Below are 16,675 nucleotides of genomic sequence, written 5' to 3'. Positions count from 1 at the left end.
AGGCTCGGGGCAGTGGTGGAACTGACGCGCGGCCGAGGCCCGGAGGGGCTGCCGGAGCAGCCCCCGCCGGGCCTCACTGGTCTTACCGGCTCACCGGCTCGCCGGTAGGGCCGCAGGTCACGGGGTCGAGCTGACCTTCACCTGGCCGGAGACGATCTTCTGCTTCGCCGCGTCCAGCTGGGTCTGGATGTCGGCGATGAAGTTGCCCGAGGTGGCCAGCGACACGCCGTCGTTCTTGAGGTCGTAGGTGTTGGTGCCGACCTTCGGCTTCTTGTCCTTGTCGACCGAGTTGATCAGGTCGTAGACCGCCACGTCGACGTTCTTGATCGCCGAGGTGAGGATCGACTTCTGGTACTTGGCCAGCGCCGGGTCCTGGTACTGGTCGGAGTCGACGCCGATCGCCCAGGCGCCGGACTTGCCCGCGACCTTCTGGATCGAGCCGTCACCGGACAGACCGGCCGCGGTGTAGATGACGTCGATGCCCTTGTCGAGCATGCCCTGCGCCTTGCCGGCCGCGGAGGCGGCGTCGTTGAAGCCGCGCGGGTCGTTCTTGTACAGGTACTCGCGGGTGACCTGGACGCTCGGCTTGGTGTCCTTGACGCCCTGGGCGAAGCCCGCGTCGAAGGTGCCGATCAGCGCGTTCTGCACGCCGCCGATGAAGCCGACCTTGCCGCTCTTGGTCTTCAGCGCGGCCGCGACGCCCGCCAGGTACGAGGACTGCTCGGTCGCGAAGACCATGCTGTCGACGTTGGGCAGGTCCACGACGGAGTCGACGATGCCGAAGGTCGTGTTGGGGTACTTCTTCGCGATCTTCGTCAGCGCCGGGCCGTAGGTGTAGCCGACCGCGATGACCGGGTTGTAGCCCGCGGCGGCCATCGAGTCCAGGCGCTGCTCGCGGTCGGAGTCGGTCTCGCCGTTGGCGGCGGTCAGCTCCTTCGACTCCAGGCTCAGCTCCTTGTCGGCCTTGTCCAGGCCGCGTGCCGCCGAGTCGTTGAAGGAGTGGTCACCACGGCCGCCGACGTCGTACGCGATGCCGACGCCCTTGGACTTGGCACCGCCGGAGCTGCTGCTGCCGCCGCTGGAGCTGCTGCTGCTCGACGAGCTGTTGTCGTCCGTCGTGCTGCTTCCGCACGCGGCCACGGACAGCGCGAGAGCCGCGGTGGCCACACCCGCGGCAGCGATCTTGGATACCCGGCGCAAGAGGGTCCCCTTCGGTTGTGTCGCGCCCCGTCCGGCGCTGGCTACGCGGGAGCTTAACGCGCGTAGATGTCAGGTAAAGACCGAATGAAGGCCCGTTATCGGATCGACGCATTTCCGCCGGGTGAAGCCCCGGTGACCGGGGCTTCACACCCTGTCAGGCCAGCAGCACAACCCCTGTGAAGAGGTTCACACCGACGTCGATCGCACCCTCGTCCGCGTCGAAGTCGCCCTGGTGCAGATCGTGGGTCGCGGTGTCGCCGGGCGACCGCACCCCGAGCCGGGCGAGCGCTCCGGGAACCTGCTCCAGATACCACGCGAAGTCCTCCCCGCCGAGGCTCTGCTCGGTGTCCTCCACCGCGTGCAGACCGTACCGCGCGGTCATCGCGTCCCGCAGCATCTCGGTCGAGGCCGGTTCGTTGACGGTGGGCGGCACCCCGCGCTGGTAGGTGATCTCGACCTTGGCCCGGTACATCGAGGCGACCTGGTCGATCACCTCGTGCACCAGGTCCGGGGCGTCGTGCCACGCCGCCAGGTCCAGGCAGCGCACGGTGCCCTCCAGCTCCGCGTGCTGCGGGATGACGTTCGCCGCGTGCCCGGCCTGGATCCGGCCCCACACGATGCTCAGGCCCGCGCGCGGATCCACCCGCCGGGTCAGCACCATCGGCAGCTCGGTCGCGAGCTTGGCCGCGGCCATCACCAGGTCCGTCGTCAGGTGCGGCCGGGCGCTGTGCCCGCCGGGGCCGTCCAGCGCCAGCAGCAGCTTGTCGGCGGCCGAGGTGATCGCGCCCTGCCGCAGGCCGATCCGGCCGACCTCCACCTTCGGGTCGCAGTGCACCGCGAAGATCCGCTCGACGCCCTCCAGCGCCCCGGCCTTCACCGCGTCGATCGCCCCGCCGGGCATGACCTCCTCGGCGGCCTGGAACACCAGCCGCACCGGGCGCGGCAGCTTCCCCTGCCGCTCCAGTTCGGCGAGCACCAGCCCGCTGCCGAGCAGGACGGTGGTGTGCACGTCGTGCCCGCACGCGTGCGCCCGCCCCTCGGCGGTCGAGCGGTACGGCACGGCCTTGAGGTCGGCCACCGGAAGGGCGTCCAGGTCGGCCCGCAGCGCCAGCCGCCCGCCGGGCCGGTCGGGACCGATGTCGCACACCAGACCCGTCCCGCCGGGCAGCACGCGCGGCCGCAGCCCCGCCGCCTCCAGCCTGGCCCGGACCTTCTCGGTGGTCCTGAACTCCTGGCGACTCAGCTCCGGATGCCGGTGCAGATCCCGGCGGAAGGCGATGAGCTCGTCGCGCAATTCTTCGGACAGCGCACCGGACGGCGCTGAGGGTGATTCGTTCACCTCAGTCAGGGTAGGCCCACCGGGCCCCGCGGCCGGGCCGATCGGGCAAAATCCGGGGCCCCTGGCCGAGAAAAAGTCGCCCGATCGGCGCATACCCGGGCATCGGCGAGGGTATGACCACCCTTTTGGGTTACGGGGTGGGGCTACCCTCCCGCTCTCCGCGCCAAGGGGCCCAGCAGCCGGGCGTACAGGTCCAGCAGCGGCGCCGACTCGGTCTGCCACGACCACTCGCGCAGCACGTCCACCCGGTCGTACGCCTTGCGGTAGCGGCGCGGGTTGGTCAGGACCGCGCCGACCGCCCGCACGAAGTCCGCGGTGTCGCCGGAGCGGAAGACCTCGCCGTTGCCGAGTTCGAGAGTGGCCGCGGCCATCGCCCGCACATCGCTCACCACCACCGGCAGCCGGGCGTGGGCGTACTCGAAGTAGCGGGTGGCCAGCACCGGCTGGTGGTGCGGGAGCTTGTGGACCGGCAGCACGCCGATGTCCGCCGTCGCCAGGAACGCCGGGATCTCCGCGACCGGCACGTACGGCAGGACGTGCAGCCGCCCGTGCACGCCCAACTGCGCCGCCCGGTCCAGCAGCGGCGCCAGGGCCGGGTGCTCCGGGTCCGGGACGACGAAGGCCGCGTGCAGGTCGTACAGCTTCGGCAGCGCCTCGACCACGATCGCGTGCCCGCGGTCCGGGGCGACCGGGCCCGTGTGCACCAGCAGCGGCACGTCGGCCGCCAGCCGGCAGCGGTCCCGCACCCCGCTCGGATGCGCCGCCGGGCCCTCCGCCAGCGGCGGGGCGTTGCGCACCACCGCCGGGGTCGCCGCCAGCCGGTGCCGGGCCCGCAGCTCGCGCGCCAGCCCCTGGCCGACCGTGACGACCCCGTCCGCCTCCCCCGCGAACGTGCGCTCGTGCGCGTCCGCCGCGACGTTCGCCCGGCGGGAGGCCGCGGGCGTACGCGACGGGGCGTCCCACACCACCTCGATCCGGTGGCCCGAACCCTCCGCGCGCAGCGCCGCCCGGATCGCCACACCCAGCGCGCGGTGGCCCAGCGCGTGGATCAGGTGCGGGCGCACCGAATCCAGCACCGGCCCGTACGCGACCTCCTCGTCCAGCAGCGACGGATCCAGCCGCCGCCACGCCCTGCGGCCCAGCACCAGCCGGGCCACGTCCGTCATGAGGTTGTCCAGCCGCGCGTCCGGACTGCGCCGCCGCCGCACCGCCGCCACGTACTGCGCCGCGCGCATCCGCGTCCAGCCCGCCCGCACCCCGTACCGCACCCACGCCACGGTGTGCCCGCAGCGGGCCAGCGCGAGCAGCGGCAGCGGGCGGTGCACCACGACCAGCTCCGCGGCCCGCGTCATCAGCATCTGCCGGGCCGCCGCGAGCCGCACCGTGCGGTGGTCGTACGCGCCCGCGCTCCGGTACGCCAGCGGCCAGCGCAGCCCCGGCCGCGGCCGCCGCACCCGGTGGTTGCCGAGCACCCCCGGCACGGTGACCTGCCGGACGTCCACCCCGGGCAGCCGCACGGTGGCGGGCGCCTGGCCCACCAGCGTCACGTGATACCCCGCGCCGCGCGCCGCGGCCGCCACCCGCAGGGCCCGCGAGTCCCCGTCCACCCCGCCGCTCGTCACGACAGCCAGCCTGACGCTGCGCTTGCCTGTGAGGGTGGGCTCCGACGGTTCCTCCGTCATGGGCCGAACGTCCGCCGACCCGGGCCCGCGTAAAGATCCCGCCATTCCCGCACCTTGTCCTACGGAGTTGATCACGAGGTTACGCCCCCCTTACGCGGGGGCGAACTCCCCCGGGGCCCGCCCCATGGGCTGCCGCGCGCGGTGGCGGTTCCCTTTCCCCCGGTGGGGGCTGAGCGCGCAGTTCCCCGCGCCCCCGGTTCTAGGGCGCGGGCGACTTCGCCGAGGAGGCGATCGCGGAGAGGAACGTGTGCGCCCGGTCGCCCGCCGCAGGCGTGAGCCAGGCGGGGTCGATGTCGACGACCTGAAGGTCCACCCCCGTGCCCGCCAGCACGAGAGGCAGCGTGTGGACGACGGTCGACGGGAAGGAGAGGATCACCCGCCCCGCGGGCCCGCGCCGGGCGACGAGTTCGAGCGGGAGGTCGGGCCGCACGATCTCCAGCCCCGTCTGCGCGGCGAGCCGGTGCAGCTTGTCCTGCGCCTCCTTGCGGTGCGCGAAGTACCGTTTCGCACCGTGCCGCGCCGCGAGGTCCGCGACGACCGCGAGGTAGTGCTCGGGATCGACGACACCGGTCTCGACGAGCGACGTCCCGATGAGGTCCGTCCCGGCGAGCACGTGCGGCGGCCCGAAGCGGCCGCGGGTCCAGGCGAAGGCGTTGACGGTGCGGGCCATCCCGGCGGGCAGCGTGGCGGGCATCGCGCTGAACAACTCGACGCGCCGCCGCCCGCCCGGCGTGAGGCGGCGCCGCGCGGCGGACGCGAAGACGCCGAAGGCCGCCTCGACGGGCGAGCGGCGCCGTCCGCTGCGGTGCCAGCGCACGAGCCGCCCGCCGCGTTCGAGGATGGCGGTGAACTCCATCGTGGCGGTGCCGTCGTCGACGACGGTCAGCTCCTTCGCCCGGCACAGCGGCAGCAGCACCTGCACGAGCCGCGAGAAGGGGTCGCCGATGACGAGCCGCCGCACCCGCAGCAGCGTGGGCGCGAGCGCGACCGCCGTGCGCAGCAGCCCGCCGCGGTTGCCGCGGGCCTCGAACCAGCGCACGGCCAGGCCCTCGTCACGGGCGAGTTCCGCCATCCGCCGCAGCTGCCCGCGGCTGGTGGGGTCGGCGGGCGAGAGCACGACGACGGTGACGGGCACGCGCCCGCGTACCGCCGTACCGGTTTCCGTGCCGCCGCCGTCGCCCTCCCGGGCGGCGGGGATGCCGGGCTGTATGTGCGCCCACTCCAGGACGTTGAGCAGCTGCACGGGTGACTCGACCAGCGCGACCGTCCCGTGGCCCGGATGGGGCGCGGGGGCGCGGCCGGCGGAGGCGGGGGTGGCGGTCGTCCTCGACTCGTCCATGTCCTCGAAGTCCTCGTGTCCTCGGTGCTCGCTCGGTGCTCTGGGTGCTCTGTCGTGGGCGCTCGGCCGCGCGTCAGACGGACGCGGTGGCGTCGGCCCCGGCCTCCTCGGCCGCCTCCGCCTCGGCGACGACACCGGCGACGCGGCGCAGCTTCTTCATCGGGCCCAGCTCGCCGTCGTAGACCTTCTTGACGCCGTCGCCGAGCGAGGTCTCGATGATGCGGATGTCGCGGACGAGCCGCTCCAGGCCCTGCGACTCGACGGACGCGGCCTGGTCGGAGCCCCACATGGCGCGGTCCAGGGTGATGTGCCGCTCGACGAAGACGGCACCGAGCGCGACCGCGGCGAGCGTGGTCTGCAGGCCGACCTCGTGGCCGCTGTAGCCGACGGGCACGTTCGGGTACTCGGTCTGCAGGGTGTTGATCATCCGCAGGTTGAGCTCCTCGTGCTTGGCCGGGTAGGTCGAGGTGGCGTGGCAGAGCACGATGTTGTCGCTGCCGAGCACCTCCACCGCGTGCCGGATCTGGCGGGGCGTGGACATGCCGGTGGACAGGATCACCGTGCGGCCGGTCGCGCGCAGCGCGCGCAGCAGGTCGTCGTCGGTCAGGCACGCGGACGCGACCTTGTGCGCGGGCACGTCGTACTGCTCCAGGAAGGCGACCGACTCGACGTCCCACGGGGACGCGAACCAGTCGATGCCGCGCTTGCGGCAGTACTCGTCGATCGCCCGGTAACCGGCCTCGTCGAACTCCACACGGTGGCGGTAGTCGATGTACGTCATCCGGCCCCAGGGGGTGTCGCGCTCGATGTCCCACTGGTCGCGCGGGGTGCAGATCTCCGGCGTCCGCTTCTGGAACTTGACGGCGTCGCAGCCCGCGGCCACGGCCGCGTCGATCAGCGCGAACGCGTTCTCCAGGTCGCCGTTGTGGTTGATGCCGATCTCGCCGGTGATGTACACGGGCTGGCCGTTGCCGATGTGGCGCGAGCCGACCTTGCGGAGGTTGGCCGGGAGGGAAGCGAGAGGAGAGTTCACGGGTGGTTCCTTAGGGGGTTTCGGGACTGGATCAGGGGTGTGATGGCCGGGTCAGCGGGCCAGAGTGGGACCGAGGAGCCATGCGGCGATCTCGCGGATCGCGCCGTGGCCGCCCTCGGCCGTGGTGATCGCACGGGCGGCGGCCCGTACGACGTCGTGCGCTCCCGCGACGGCCACCGGCCAGCCGACCAGGCCGAAGCACGGCAGGTCGTTGACGTCGTTGCCGGCGTAGAGCACCCGCTCGGGCGCGATGCCGTTCTCCTCGCACCACTGCTTGAGCGCGAGGTCCTTGCGGTCGATGCCGTGCAGGACGGGCACGTTGAGCTTGCGCGCCCGTGCGGCGACGACCGGGTTGGTCTCGGTGGACAGGATGAGCACGGGGAGTCCCGCGCGGCGCAGGGCCGCGATCCCGAGCCCGTCACCGCGGTGCACGGTGACGGCCTCATGTCCGTCCGCATCGATCAGCACCCGGTCGTCGGTCTGGGTGCCGTCGAAGTCCAGTACGACCGCGTCGACGTCGTCGCAGGTCGGGGTGGCCGCCGTCGGGTCGAGCAGCGGGGCCAGGGCGCGGGCGCGCGCGAGATCGGCGGGCTCGTCGATCTCCAGCACCTTCGCGGGGTCGGTGCGCACCAGCGCGGTACGCCCGAAGAAGCGGTGGCCCGCGGCCCGGAAACCGGCCGCGCGCATCGCGTACGCCGTCCCCGTCTCCAGCAGGTCCTGCGGGCGGTCCTGACGGCGGGGACGGGTGGCCTTGTCGTGGTTCACGCCGTACGCGGAGGCGCCCTCGTCCGCGCCCTCGCGCCAGATGAAGCCGTGGAAGGGCGCGACGGTGTGCGCGGTGTCGGCGCCGCCCTCGGTGACCGCGGCCACGACGCCGTCGATCTCCTCCGCCGTGATGAACGGGCTGGTGCACTGCACGAGCAGCACCACCTCGGTGCTGCCCGGCTCCGCGGAGGTCATCGCCTCGTACGCGTCCATCGCGTGCAGCACCGCGGCCTCGCTCGTCGCGGTGTCCCCGGCGATCGCGGCCGGGCGCAGCACGACGTCGGCACCGGCGGTACGGGCGGCCTCGGCGATCGACGGGTCGTCCGTCGACACGACCACGCCGGTGACCCGGCGGGCCCGGCGGCACGCCTCGACCGTCCGGGCGATGAGGGGCACGCCGCCGACCGGAGCGAGGTTCTTCCCGGGCACCCCCTTCGAGCCCCCGCGCGCGGGGATGACGGCGAGAACGCTCCGCTCGGTGCTCATGAGGTGACTCCTGTCGTGAGGGTGTGCATGCCGCACGGGCTTGCGTTCTCGGGGCATCCCGCCCCCGCCGGGCGAGCGTCTTCGGGGCGCCTCGCCCCCGCCGGGCGAGCGTTTTCAGGGCGCCTCGACGCCGCCGGGCGCGCGTTTTCAGGGCGCCTCGACGCCGCCGGGCGAGCGTTTTCAGGGCGCCTCGACGCCGCCGGGCGAGCGTTTTTAGGGGCGCGGGGAACTGCGCGACCAAGCCCCACCGGGGCGCGGGTAGTCACCGACCGAAAGGGGCAGTCGCTGTCGTTCCCGGACCACAGGCCGGTGGGTGGTTGCTCGCGCAGTTCCCCGCGCCCCTGAAAAACGCTCGCCCGGCGGCGCAGCCGCGGCCCCGGGGCGCGCCCCACCGCCCTACGCAGTAGTGAGGTCACAGCTGCCCCCAGCGGCGGATGGCGGGGGCCACCCGCTGAACCCCCTGCCGGTAGGCAGTGCGCGCGGAGTTGCGGACGAACTCGCGCACCGCCGCCCGCACGGGCCCCGCCTCGCGCGGGGCGAAGCCCGCGACGGGCTCGCCGGTGGGGTCCAGGCCGTGCCGGGCGAGGACGCCGGGGAGGTAACCCGGCGCGGTGCGCAGCGTGTAGTACGGCTCCAGCGGGGGGAGGGACTCCTCCTCCAGGAGGGCGGCGACCCGGCCGCGCAGGGCCGCGTACGGCGCGGCGCCGTCGACCCCGTGCGTGGACGTCCATTCCGCGGACGCCCGCGGCAGGTGCCCATCGTCCAGTTCGTCCCACGAGGCGTAGCAGCCGGAGCCGAGGAAGTGGTGGTTGCCGAGGGACTCGCGGATGCCGAGGTCGGTGAGCACCGCCGTGGGTATGCCGCGGTGCAGCGATTCGAGCGCGGCGGTCGAACTGACCGTCACGAGCAGGTCGGTGCGGTCCAGGACCTCGGCCATGTTGCCGTAGACCAGGCGCAGGTTGTCCGGCGGATCGAGGTCGGCCACCAGCTTCTGGTAGGGCTGCTCCTCGATGTGGGTGGTGTGCTCGCCGGGTTTGCTGCGCAGCTTGACGAGCACGTCGCGGCGCGGGTGCAGCCGGGCGTGGGCGACGGCGCGGCGCAGCAGGTGCAGCCGGTCCTTGCGGCTGTCGGGCACGGACGGCTGGACGGCGAAGGTGACGGTGAAGGGCCGTGTCTCGTCGGGTGTGTAGCGGTCGCCGCCGAGGAAGGGCAGCGCGGTCTCGACGATGCTGCCGGTGCGGTGGCCGACGCCCGCGTAGACGTCCCGGAAACGGCGGGCGTCGTCGGCGCTGTTGGCCAGGACGACGTCGGCGCCGGCCCGCAGCAGCAGGCCGTCGGCGAGCTTCTCGTAGACGACGCCGACGTATCCGGTCACGACGACGGGGCGCCGGGAGCGGCCCGCCCAGACGTGGTTGAAGCCGTGCAGCAGCGCCTGGCAGGTGCCGCCGACGCAGGAGACGACGACGACGTCGCAGGTGTCGGCGCTGGTCTCGGCGAGGATCTCCGCGGCGGTGCGCTCGACCATCGTGTCGGCGGGGATGCCGAGTTCGGCGAGCTGGCGGGGCGTGGGGGTGGCGCGGCCACGCAGCAGGCGCGCGTCGAGCCGGGCGTCCGGGTCGATCCGGCGCGCCACGAGCGCGCCCCATTTCCACCGGGTGTCCGAATCGGCGATCACAGTGACCCGCAGCGGGCCTGACGTACGTGTTGGCACAGCGCCGACAGTAGGAAGCGGGCGGGTGGAATTGACGAATCGAAGGACAACGGGAGGTAAACAGAATGCCGCTACTTTGCACGGAGGGCTTCCGATCAGCGGCATCACCGGTTGGACATTTTCCGTTTACCCAAACGTTCCCCGGCCGCCAAGTACCCCGCGCGGCAAGACCATAGGATTCATCGGGTGGTCAAGCTCTCCGTCATCGTGACGTTCTACAACGTGCAGCAATTCGTGCCCGACGCACTCAAGAGTCTGCGTGCGAACAACCGTCCGGATTACGAGTTCCTGCTGATGGACGACGGGTCCTCGGACCAGACGCCGCAGCTGCTCGAAGAAGGGGCGCGGACCCTGCCCGGCGCACGCGTCCTGCGACGCGACCACGGCGGTGTCTCCGCCCTGCGCAACGCCGGGATCGAGGCCTCCGAAGGCACGTACCTGACCTTCATGGACGGCGACGACTGGATGGCGCCCGGCTATCTGGACCAGCTCGTGCACGCCATGGAGCGGCTGGACGTCGACTTCCTGCGCACCGACCACGTCAAGTGCACGGGCGCCAACCGGGAGATCGTCCGGGCCCCGCACGGCCGCCGCGGCGCGGTGCTCGCGCCGCGCGACTGCATCCTGCCGGCCGAGCGGCCCTCGCTCGTGGACTACCCCAACCTGCCCTTCGGCGCCTACCACCGGCGCACCGTGGACAACGGCCTGCTGCGCATGCCCGAGGAGCTGCGCACCGCCGAGGACCGGCTGTGGGCGTGGCGGATGCACCTCAATGCCGGGTCCGTGGGCGTCGCGAGCCTGCTCGGGATGCATTACCGGCGTGATGTGACCACGTCGCTCACCCGTATCGGCGACGAGCGCCAACTCGATTTCGTCCGCTCCTGCGAACTCGTCTTCGACATGCTCGCGAAGGACCCCGAAGGCGAGCGCTACCTGCCGAAAGCGATCCGGCAGTTCTGCGCCCTCATCATTTTCCACCTGGAACAGATAGACCGCTTCGAGCCCGCCGTCGCACGCCGTCTGAAGTCGGTGAGCGCCGCCGCTCTCGGCCGGCTCCCCGCCGATACGCTCAACGCGGTCCTGGACGCGATGGATATCGAACGCAGCACGAAAATCCGCCGGTTGCGGTGGCGCTCCGGCGGCGGATCCGGCAGCACCGGCAACGGAACGGCGGCCGCGTGATGGCCACCACCCAGCTGCTCATGGCGTCCACCCTCTACGGGGCCGCGACGCTCGCCGCCGCTATCGACGCCGGCACCCTCCCGCCCGCCGACCGCCGCATCCTCGTGGTCAGCAACAACGCCTCCGTCCCCGAGACACAGCCCGCCCTCGACGAGGCGCCCGGCTTCGCCGCCCTGCGCTCCCGCTTCGACCGGCTGGTCTCGTGGAACGCCTTCGTCAGCCCGCTGCACCCGGGCGGCTGGACCCCGCGCGTCAACGAGATCCCCATGTGGGAGCGGTACGTGCGGACGCTGTGGGACCTCGGGGCCGACGACGTCGAGCTGGTCGTCGAGTCCATCCAGGTCCCGCCGTCGCTGGCCTTCGCCCAGGTCTTCACCGGCGCGCCCATCACCGTCTACGCCGACGGCCTCATGTCGTACGGCCCGACGCGCAACAAGCTCGGCCTGCTCGTCGACACCCGCATCGACCGGCTGCTGCACCTCGACCTCGTGCCCGGCCTGCGGCCGCTGCTGCTCAGCGAGTTCGGCGTCGAGCCGCGGATCGTGCCCGGTGCCGAATTCACCAAGGTCCTCCAGGAGGTCGCGGAGGCCTCCGCCGACGCCGACGCCCTCACCGGCCTCCCGCAGGGCGCCGCGCTGCTGCTCGGCCAGTACCTGTCCGCGCTCGGCATCCTCAGCGTGCGCGAGGAGGAGGAACTGCACCTGGCGATGGTGCGCGGCGCCGCCGCGCTCGGCCACCAGGACATCGTCTTCAAGCCGCACCCCACCGCGCCCGCGAGCTGGACCGAGCCGCTGGCCGCCGAGGCCGAACGGCTCGGCTGCCGGCTGACGGTGCTCGACACGCCCGTACTGGCCGAGGTCGTCTACCAGAAGGCCCGCCCCGCGCTCGTCGTCGGCTGCTTCTCCACCGCGCTGCTCACCGCGTCCGCCCTCTACGGCATCCCCGTCGCCCGCACCGGCACGGGCCTGCTGCTCGAACGGCTCTCGCCGTACCAGAACAGCAACCGGGTGCCCGTCACGATCGTCCACGCCCTGCTGCCCGACCTCGCCGCCCCGGCGGCCGTACGGTCCTGGACCCCGCCCACCCCGGAGTCCGTCGCCGCCGACCTCACCCCGCTGATCCGCGCGGTCGGCTTCTGCATGCAGTCCGCGGCGTACCCGCACCTGCGGGACGAGGTGGCGCAATGGCTCGCCGCGAACCTCACGAAGCGGACGTGGCCCTACTTCAAGCGCCGCCGCCTGACCTCGCTGGGCCTGCCGGGAGGCGTGCCAGCCAAGCTCTCGTTCGTCCCGCGCAACCGCGTCGTCCGCCGCGTGGCGCGCCGGGCGCGCGCCTTGCGCAAGAGGGCACGCTCCTAGCGCCTAGAACGTGTCCGACGGCACGTATGTGCCCCACACCGCGCGGAGCGCGTCGCACACCTCGCCCACCGTCGCGCGGGCGCGCAGCGCGTCCCGCATGGGGTAGAGGACGTTCTCCGTGCCGCCCGCCGCCTTCTGGAGCGCGGCCAGCGCCGCGTCCACCGCGGCGGAGTCGCGCTCGGCGCGGAGGGCGGTGAGCCGCGCGGCCTGGCGTGCCTCGATCGCCGGATCGACGCGCAGCGGCTCGTACGGCTCCTCCTCGTCGAGCTTGAAGCGGTTGACGCCGACGACGACGCGCTCGCCGGAGTCCGTCTCCAGGGCGATGCGGTACGCGTTGCGCTCGATCTCGGACTTCTGGAAACCGTGCTCGATCGCGGCGACCGCGCCGCCGAGGTCCTCGACGCGGGCCATGAGGTCGAGGGCGGCGGCCTCGACGTCGTCGGTGAGCTTCTCGACGACGTAGGAGCCCGCGAAGGGATCGACGGTCGCGGTGACGTCCGTCTCGTACGCGAGCACCTGCTGGGTGCGCAGGGCCAGCCGCGCGGACTTGTCGGTGGGCAGCGCGATGGCCTCGTCGAAGGAGTTGGTGTGCAGCGACTGCGTGCCGCCGAGCACCGCGGCCAGGCCCTGGACGGCGACGCGCACCAGGTTGACCTCGGGCTGCTGCGCGGTGAGCTGGACGCCCGCGGTCTGGGTGTGGAAGCGCAGCATCAGCGACTTGGGGTTCTTCGCGCCGAACTCCTCGCGCATCACGCGGGCCCAGATCCGCCGGGCGGCGCGGAATTTCGCGACCTCCTCCAGGATCGTGGTGCGCGAGACGAAGAAGAAGGACAGCCGCGGCGCGAAGTCGTCCACGTCCATCCCGGCGGCGATCGCGGTGCGCACGTACTCGATGCCGTCGGCGAGCGTGAAGGCGATCTCCTGCGCGGGCGAGGCCCCGGCCTCGGCCATGTGGTAGCCGGAGATCGAGATGGTGTTCCACTTCGGGATCTCGGCCTTGCAGTACGCGAAGATGTCCGCGATGAGCCGCAGCGACGGCTTGGGCGGGAAGATGTACGTCCCGCGCGCGATGTACTCCTTGAGCACGTCGTTCTGGATCGTGCCGGTGAGCTTGCCGGCCGGGACCCCCTGCTCCTCGCCGACGAGCTGGTAGAGCAGCAGCAGGAGGGCCGCGGGCGCGTTGATGGTCATCGACGTGGACACCTTGTCCAGCGGGATGCCGTCGAAGAGCACCCGCATGTCGTCGATCGAGTCGATCGCGACGCCGACCTTGCCGACCTCGCCGTGCGCGAGCGGCGCGTCGGAGTCGTGGCCCATCTGGGTGGGCAGGTCGAAGGCGACGGACAGGCCCATGGTGCCGTTGGCGATGAGCTGCTTGTAGCGCGCGTTGGACTCCGACGCGGTGCCGAAGCCCGCGTACTGCCGCATCGTCCAGGGCCGCCCGGTGTACATCGAGGGGTAGACCCCGCGGGTGTACGGGTAGCCGCCGGGCTGCCCCAGCCGCTCGGCCGGGTCCCAGCCGGCCAGCGCCTCCGGGCCGTAGACGGGTTCGATCGGCAGGCCGCTCTCCGACTCGCGCGTCATGCTGCACGCCTCCGCTGTACTCAAGGGCTGAAACAACCGGGATGAACGAATAGGGGTGGGGTGGATGTTTGCGGACCGGCGCGAACCGGCGAAGTTACCGACACGGACTGTAGTGGCGGGCCCGCACGGGGCGCAGCGCCGCGAGCTGGGACCTTCCTCACAGTACGGAGTCCGCGGCCCGGAGCGGTGGAACCGTGCGCGCCGGATACGTGTCTATGCGGGCACAACGGCTGATCAAGGGGATAACCAGCGATGTCGACAGGTATAGGCAGAGGCAGCAGCGGCAGACGACGGCGGATGTCGGTGCCGATGACGGCGGCGGCCGGAGCGGCGCTCGCCGCCGCACTGCTCAGCGCGTGCGGTCCGGACGGCAGCGACGCGAACGGCAAGCCGTCGGCGTCCGCGACGGCGTCGGTGTCCGACCCGGCGACCACCGCCGCGCCCGCCACGTCCGAGGCCGCGCCGACGACACCGCCCACCACGACGACGGCGCCCACGACCACGGCGCCGAAGCCCTCGCAGACCCCCGCCACGAAGGCCCCCGCGCAGCCCGCCGCCCTGATGGCGTCGGGCCAGACCAGCGCGAAGGTCCGCGAGCTGCAGGCCCGGCTGGGTCAGCTGCACTTCTTCTCCCGCAACCCCACGGGCTTCTACGGCACCGTGACCGAGCACGCGGTGAGCGACTTCCAGGAGCGGCACGGCCTGTCGGGCAGCGGCACCAGCGTCACCGAGACCACATGGTCCAAGCTCACGTCGCTGACGCACACGCCGACGCACAAGGAGCTGTACCCGCCGGCCCCGGCCAAGCCCGCGCAGAAGCTGGACGCGCGCTGCATGACCGGCCGCGCGCTGTGCATCAGCAAGACCACCCGCACGCTGTCGTGGGTCGTCGACGGCAAGGTGCAGGCCACCATGGACGTCCGCTTCGGGTCGCAGTACACGCCGACCCGCGAGGGCCTCTTCCACGTGAACTCCAAGAGCCGCGACCACGTCTCGACGATCTACCACACGTCGATGCCGTTCGCGATGTTCTTCAGCGGCGGCCAGGCCGTGCACTACTCCTCGGACTTCGCGGCGCGCGGCTACGCGGGCGCCTCCCACGGCTGTGTGAACGTCCGCGACAAGGCGGCGATCTCCAAGCTCTTCGACGAGGTCAAGGTGGGCGACAAGGTCGTCGTCTACTGGTGACCCGCGAGCAGGCGGAGGAGCGCGGCCGGGCAGGGGGAATGCGCCCGGCCGCGCTCCGTGTCCGACCCCGGTACGGGGAGAACCGGGGTCATCGGGGCCGATGACCAGTCGGCCTTACTCCCTACAGCGCACGGGCCGTCAGAAGTGTCACCTGCCCGGCGGGCGGGACGGGGAGCGGTGTCCGGGACGGGTGGTGCGGGAGCCCGCGCTGCCGGGCGGGCGCCCGGCGCGGTCGCCCTGGTCGGGCCGGTCCGCGGTGGCCTGTCCCCCGGCGCCCCCGGCACCCCCGGCGGGATGCGCCGCGGAGGGGTCCTGGCCGTGGTCCGGCGCACCGTACGTCTCGGGTGACTGCGGCGCGTCGACGCGTTCGCCCCAGGAGTTCCAGCCGTCCCCGCGGGAGTACCCGCCCCCGCCGTCCCGGTCGTTCCCCTGGTCGTTGTCGTTGCCCTGCTCGTTGCCTTGTCCGTTGCCCTGGCCGCTCCCCCGGTGGGTGCCCCGGCCGTGGCCGCCCGTACGGGAGCCGTCGCCCGTGCCCGCGTCGGTGCGGCAGGGGGCGGGGGCGGGGGCGCCGCGGCAGCCGCGGACGGTACGGCCGGTGTCGTGCTCACGCTGCGGGGTGCCGGTGGCGCGCGGCGCCGGGAAGCGCGTGGTGGGGCCCGCGGTCCACGGGCCCAGCCGCCCGCCGTCGGGCGAGACGGCCGCGGGCGGGCGGGTCTCCAGCGGGCTGGTGCCCGCGCCGCCGGGGGCCAGCGAGCGGGCGGCCGCGGCCATGCCGACCACGACCCCGCCGAGCGCGAGCGCCGAGACGACCGCGGCCGCCATCACCCGCGGCCTGCGCACCGCGAACGCGGCACGCAGCGCGGCCAGCCGCCCCGGCCGCGGCGTCTCCCCGGTCGCGGCCCGCCCGGCGACCGCGCTGCGGAAGGCGGCGAGCGCGGCGGCCTCACGGGCCGGGTCGAGCACGGGGCCCACCTCGCGGGCGGCGCTGAGCAGCCGCACCAGGCGGTCGGCGGGCACACCGGTCGGCGCGGTGGTGCTGCCGCCGTCGAGCAGGGTCTCGGCGGTGCGGGCGTCGGGCCAGGTCTGGCCGCGGACGGCCGTGCCGCGGCGCTCGGGGCGCGGCACGGGGTAGACCGCCGGGCGGTGCTCGTACCGCCGGGCCCGGTAGGGGTGACGGGCCGGGTGGGGCAGGTCGGTGGATGCGGTGTCACGTCGCGTGTTGTCGCTCATCCCACTCCCTCACAGCGCCTTGGACGCGGAAAACGTCACATCCGCGTTCTGCCGGTCCGCCGGCCGCTGCCCGGGGACGCCACGCCGGCCCTCCTCGCCGTCGCTCCCGCCGTCCTCGTCCCCCTCGCCGTCCCGGTAGCCCTCCCCGCCCCCCTCGTCGGTGTAGTCCAGGATCTCGGCGAGCCGCCGCAGCCCGCGGTGAGTCGCCATTCTCACCGATCCGGCCCGTTTCCCGAGCACTCTTGCCGCACTGGTTGAATCGAGTCCCATCACCACCCGCAGCAGCACCGCTTCCGCCTGCTCCCGCGGCAACGCCGCTATCGCCGCGAGCGCCCGGTCGGTCGCGACCGCGTCCAGCGCCTCCCCGGCCGTGTCCGACCGGTCCGGCATCTGCACCAGGTCGTCCACCCCGCCGCCGGCGACCGGCCGACGGGCCCGCGCACGGATGTGGTCCAGCGCGCGGTTGCGGGCGATTCGCGCCGCCCAGCCGCGTATCGACCCGCTGCCGCCGCGGTAGTTGGGCAGGTCACGGGCTATCTGGAGCCACGCCTCGGACGCGACGTCCTCGGCCTCGCCCG

At 73.1% G+C, this 16,675-nt stretch carries 13 protein-coding genes; 3 read left to right on the top strand and 10 right to left on the bottom strand.

The genetic code is table 11. The features are described 5' to 3' along the window. Positions 1-117: 117 nt before the first annotated feature. From ACWERV_RS25050 to ACWERV_RS25020, 7 genes are all read right to left on the bottom strand, one after another. Entirely contained in the window at positions 118-1,200 is a 1,083-nt protein-coding gene (locus tag ACWERV_RS25050; protein ID WP_452936878.1) for a BMP family lipoprotein, read from the bottom strand. A gap of 154 nt (positions 1,201-1,354) precedes the next feature. Continuing rightward, on the bottom strand, positions 1,355-2,539 hold the full coding sequence (locus ACWERV_RS25045; RefSeq protein ID WP_398184912.1) for a M20 family metallopeptidase: 1,185 nt from the start codon (positions 2,537-2,539) through the stop codon (positions 1,355-1,357). Between the two features lie 143 nt (positions 2,540-2,682). Beyond that, positions 2,683-4,221, bottom strand: a complete 1,539-nt coding sequence (locus ACWERV_RS25040; protein WP_452936874.1) for a glycosyltransferase — start codon at positions 4,219-4,221, stop codon at positions 2,683-2,685. A 199-nt stretch (positions 4,222-4,420) separates the two neighbouring features. Continuing rightward, the gene (locus ACWERV_RS25035; protein ID WP_452936871.1) at positions 4,421-5,560 is read right to left on the bottom strand and encodes a hypothetical protein; all 1,140 of its coding nucleotides are present in this window, start codon (positions 5,558-5,560) and stop codon (positions 4,421-4,423) included. A 73-nt stretch (positions 5,561-5,633) separates the two neighbouring features. Continuing rightward, on the bottom strand, positions 5,634-6,593 hold the full coding sequence (locus ACWERV_RS25030) for an N-acetylneuraminate synthase family protein (protein ID WP_452936868.1): 960 nt from the start codon (positions 6,591-6,593) through the stop codon (positions 5,634-5,636). A 51-nt stretch (positions 6,594-6,644) separates the two neighbouring features. Beyond that, positions 6,645-7,844 (bottom strand): cytidylyltransferase domain-containing protein, encoded by a 1,200-nt coding sequence (locus tag ACWERV_RS25025; protein ID WP_452936865.1) that lies wholly within the window; start codon positions 7,842-7,844, stop codon positions 6,645-6,647. Between the two features lie 412 nt (positions 7,845-8,256). Continuing rightward, positions 8,257-9,555 (bottom strand): DUF6716 putative glycosyltransferase, encoded by a 1,299-nt coding sequence (locus ACWERV_RS25020; protein ID WP_452936861.1) that lies wholly within the window; start codon positions 9,553-9,555, stop codon positions 8,257-8,259. Positions 9,556-9,741: 186 nt separating this feature from the next. Between ACWERV_RS25020 and ACWERV_RS25015 the strand changes: the two genes are divergently transcribed. Together ACWERV_RS25015 and ACWERV_RS25010 are read left to right on the top strand one after the other, a co-directional pair. Continuing rightward, entirely contained in the window at positions 9,742-10,737 is a 996-nt protein-coding gene (locus ACWERV_RS25015; protein WP_452936859.1) for a glycosyltransferase family 2 protein, read from the top strand. Next, on the top strand, positions 10,737-12,095 hold the full coding sequence (locus ACWERV_RS25010; protein WP_452936856.1) for a polysialyltransferase family glycosyltransferase: 1,359 nt from the start codon (positions 10,737-10,739) through the stop codon (positions 12,093-12,095). The genes ACWERV_RS25015 and ACWERV_RS25010 overlap by 1 nt, the downstream gene beginning before the upstream one ends. 3 nt (positions 12,096-12,098) lie before the next feature. On the opposite strand, the gene ACWERV_RS25005 is transcribed toward ACWERV_RS25010, so the two are convergent. Then, on the bottom strand, positions 12,099-13,679 hold the full coding sequence (locus ACWERV_RS25005; protein WP_452936853.1) for an acyl-CoA mutase large subunit family protein: 1,581 nt from the start codon (positions 13,677-13,679) through the stop codon (positions 12,099-12,101). A 252-nt stretch (positions 13,680-13,931) separates the two neighbouring features. Here ACWERV_RS25005 and ACWERV_RS25000 point away from each other — a divergent pair, with 252 nt between their 5' ends. Next, entirely contained in the window at positions 13,932-14,867 is a 936-nt protein-coding gene (locus ACWERV_RS25000) for a L,D-transpeptidase family protein (RefSeq protein WP_452936850.1), read from the top strand. A 147-nt stretch (positions 14,868-15,014) separates the two neighbouring features. Here ACWERV_RS25000 and ACWERV_RS24995 read toward each other — a convergent pair whose 3' ends face one another. Both ACWERV_RS24995 and ACWERV_RS24990 read right to left on the bottom strand, forming a co-directional pair. After that, a complete protein-coding gene (locus ACWERV_RS24995) occupies positions 15,015-16,097 on the bottom strand; it encodes a hypothetical protein (RefSeq protein WP_452936847.1) in 1,083 nt (360 codons plus the stop codon). Positions 16,098-16,106: 9 nt separating this feature from the next. Further along, on the bottom strand, positions 16,107-16,675 hold a 569-nt coding region (locus ACWERV_RS24990), incomplete at its 5' end, for an RNA polymerase sigma factor (RefSeq protein ID WP_452936845.1).

This window comes from Streptomyces sp. NPDC004031, from assembly GCF_053604375.1.
This window is presented reverse-complemented; position numbering and strand designations above follow the sequence as displayed.

Bases quoted from the DNA above. Each gene is read 5' to 3' on its own strand.
- ACWERV_RS24995 (WP_452936847.1), bottom strand. From the start codon at position 16,097: ATGAGCGACAACACGCGACGTGACACCGCATCCACCGACCTGCCCCAC.
- ACWERV_RS25035 (WP_452936871.1), bottom strand. From the start codon at position 5,560: ATGGACGAGTCGAGGACGACCGCCACCCCCGCCTCCGCCGGCCGCGCC.
- ACWERV_RS25000 (WP_452936850.1), top strand. From the start codon at position 13,932: ATGTCGACAGGTATAGGCAGAGGCAGCAGCGGCAGACGACGGCGGATG.
- ACWERV_RS25025 (WP_452936865.1), bottom strand. From the start codon at position 7,844: ATGAGCACCGAGCGGAGCGTTCTCGCCGTCATCCCCGCGCGCGGGGGC.
- ACWERV_RS25010 (WP_452936856.1), top strand. From the start codon at position 10,737: ATGGCCACCACCCAGCTGCTCATGGCGTCCACCCTCTACGGGGCCGCG.
- ACWERV_RS25040 (WP_452936874.1), bottom strand. From the start codon at position 4,221: ATGACGGAGGAACCGTCGGAGCCCACCCTCACAGGCAAGCGCAGCGTC.
- ACWERV_RS25005 (WP_452936853.1), bottom strand. From the start codon at position 13,679: ATGACGCGCGAGTCGGAGAGCGGCCTGCCGATCGAACCCGTCTACGGC.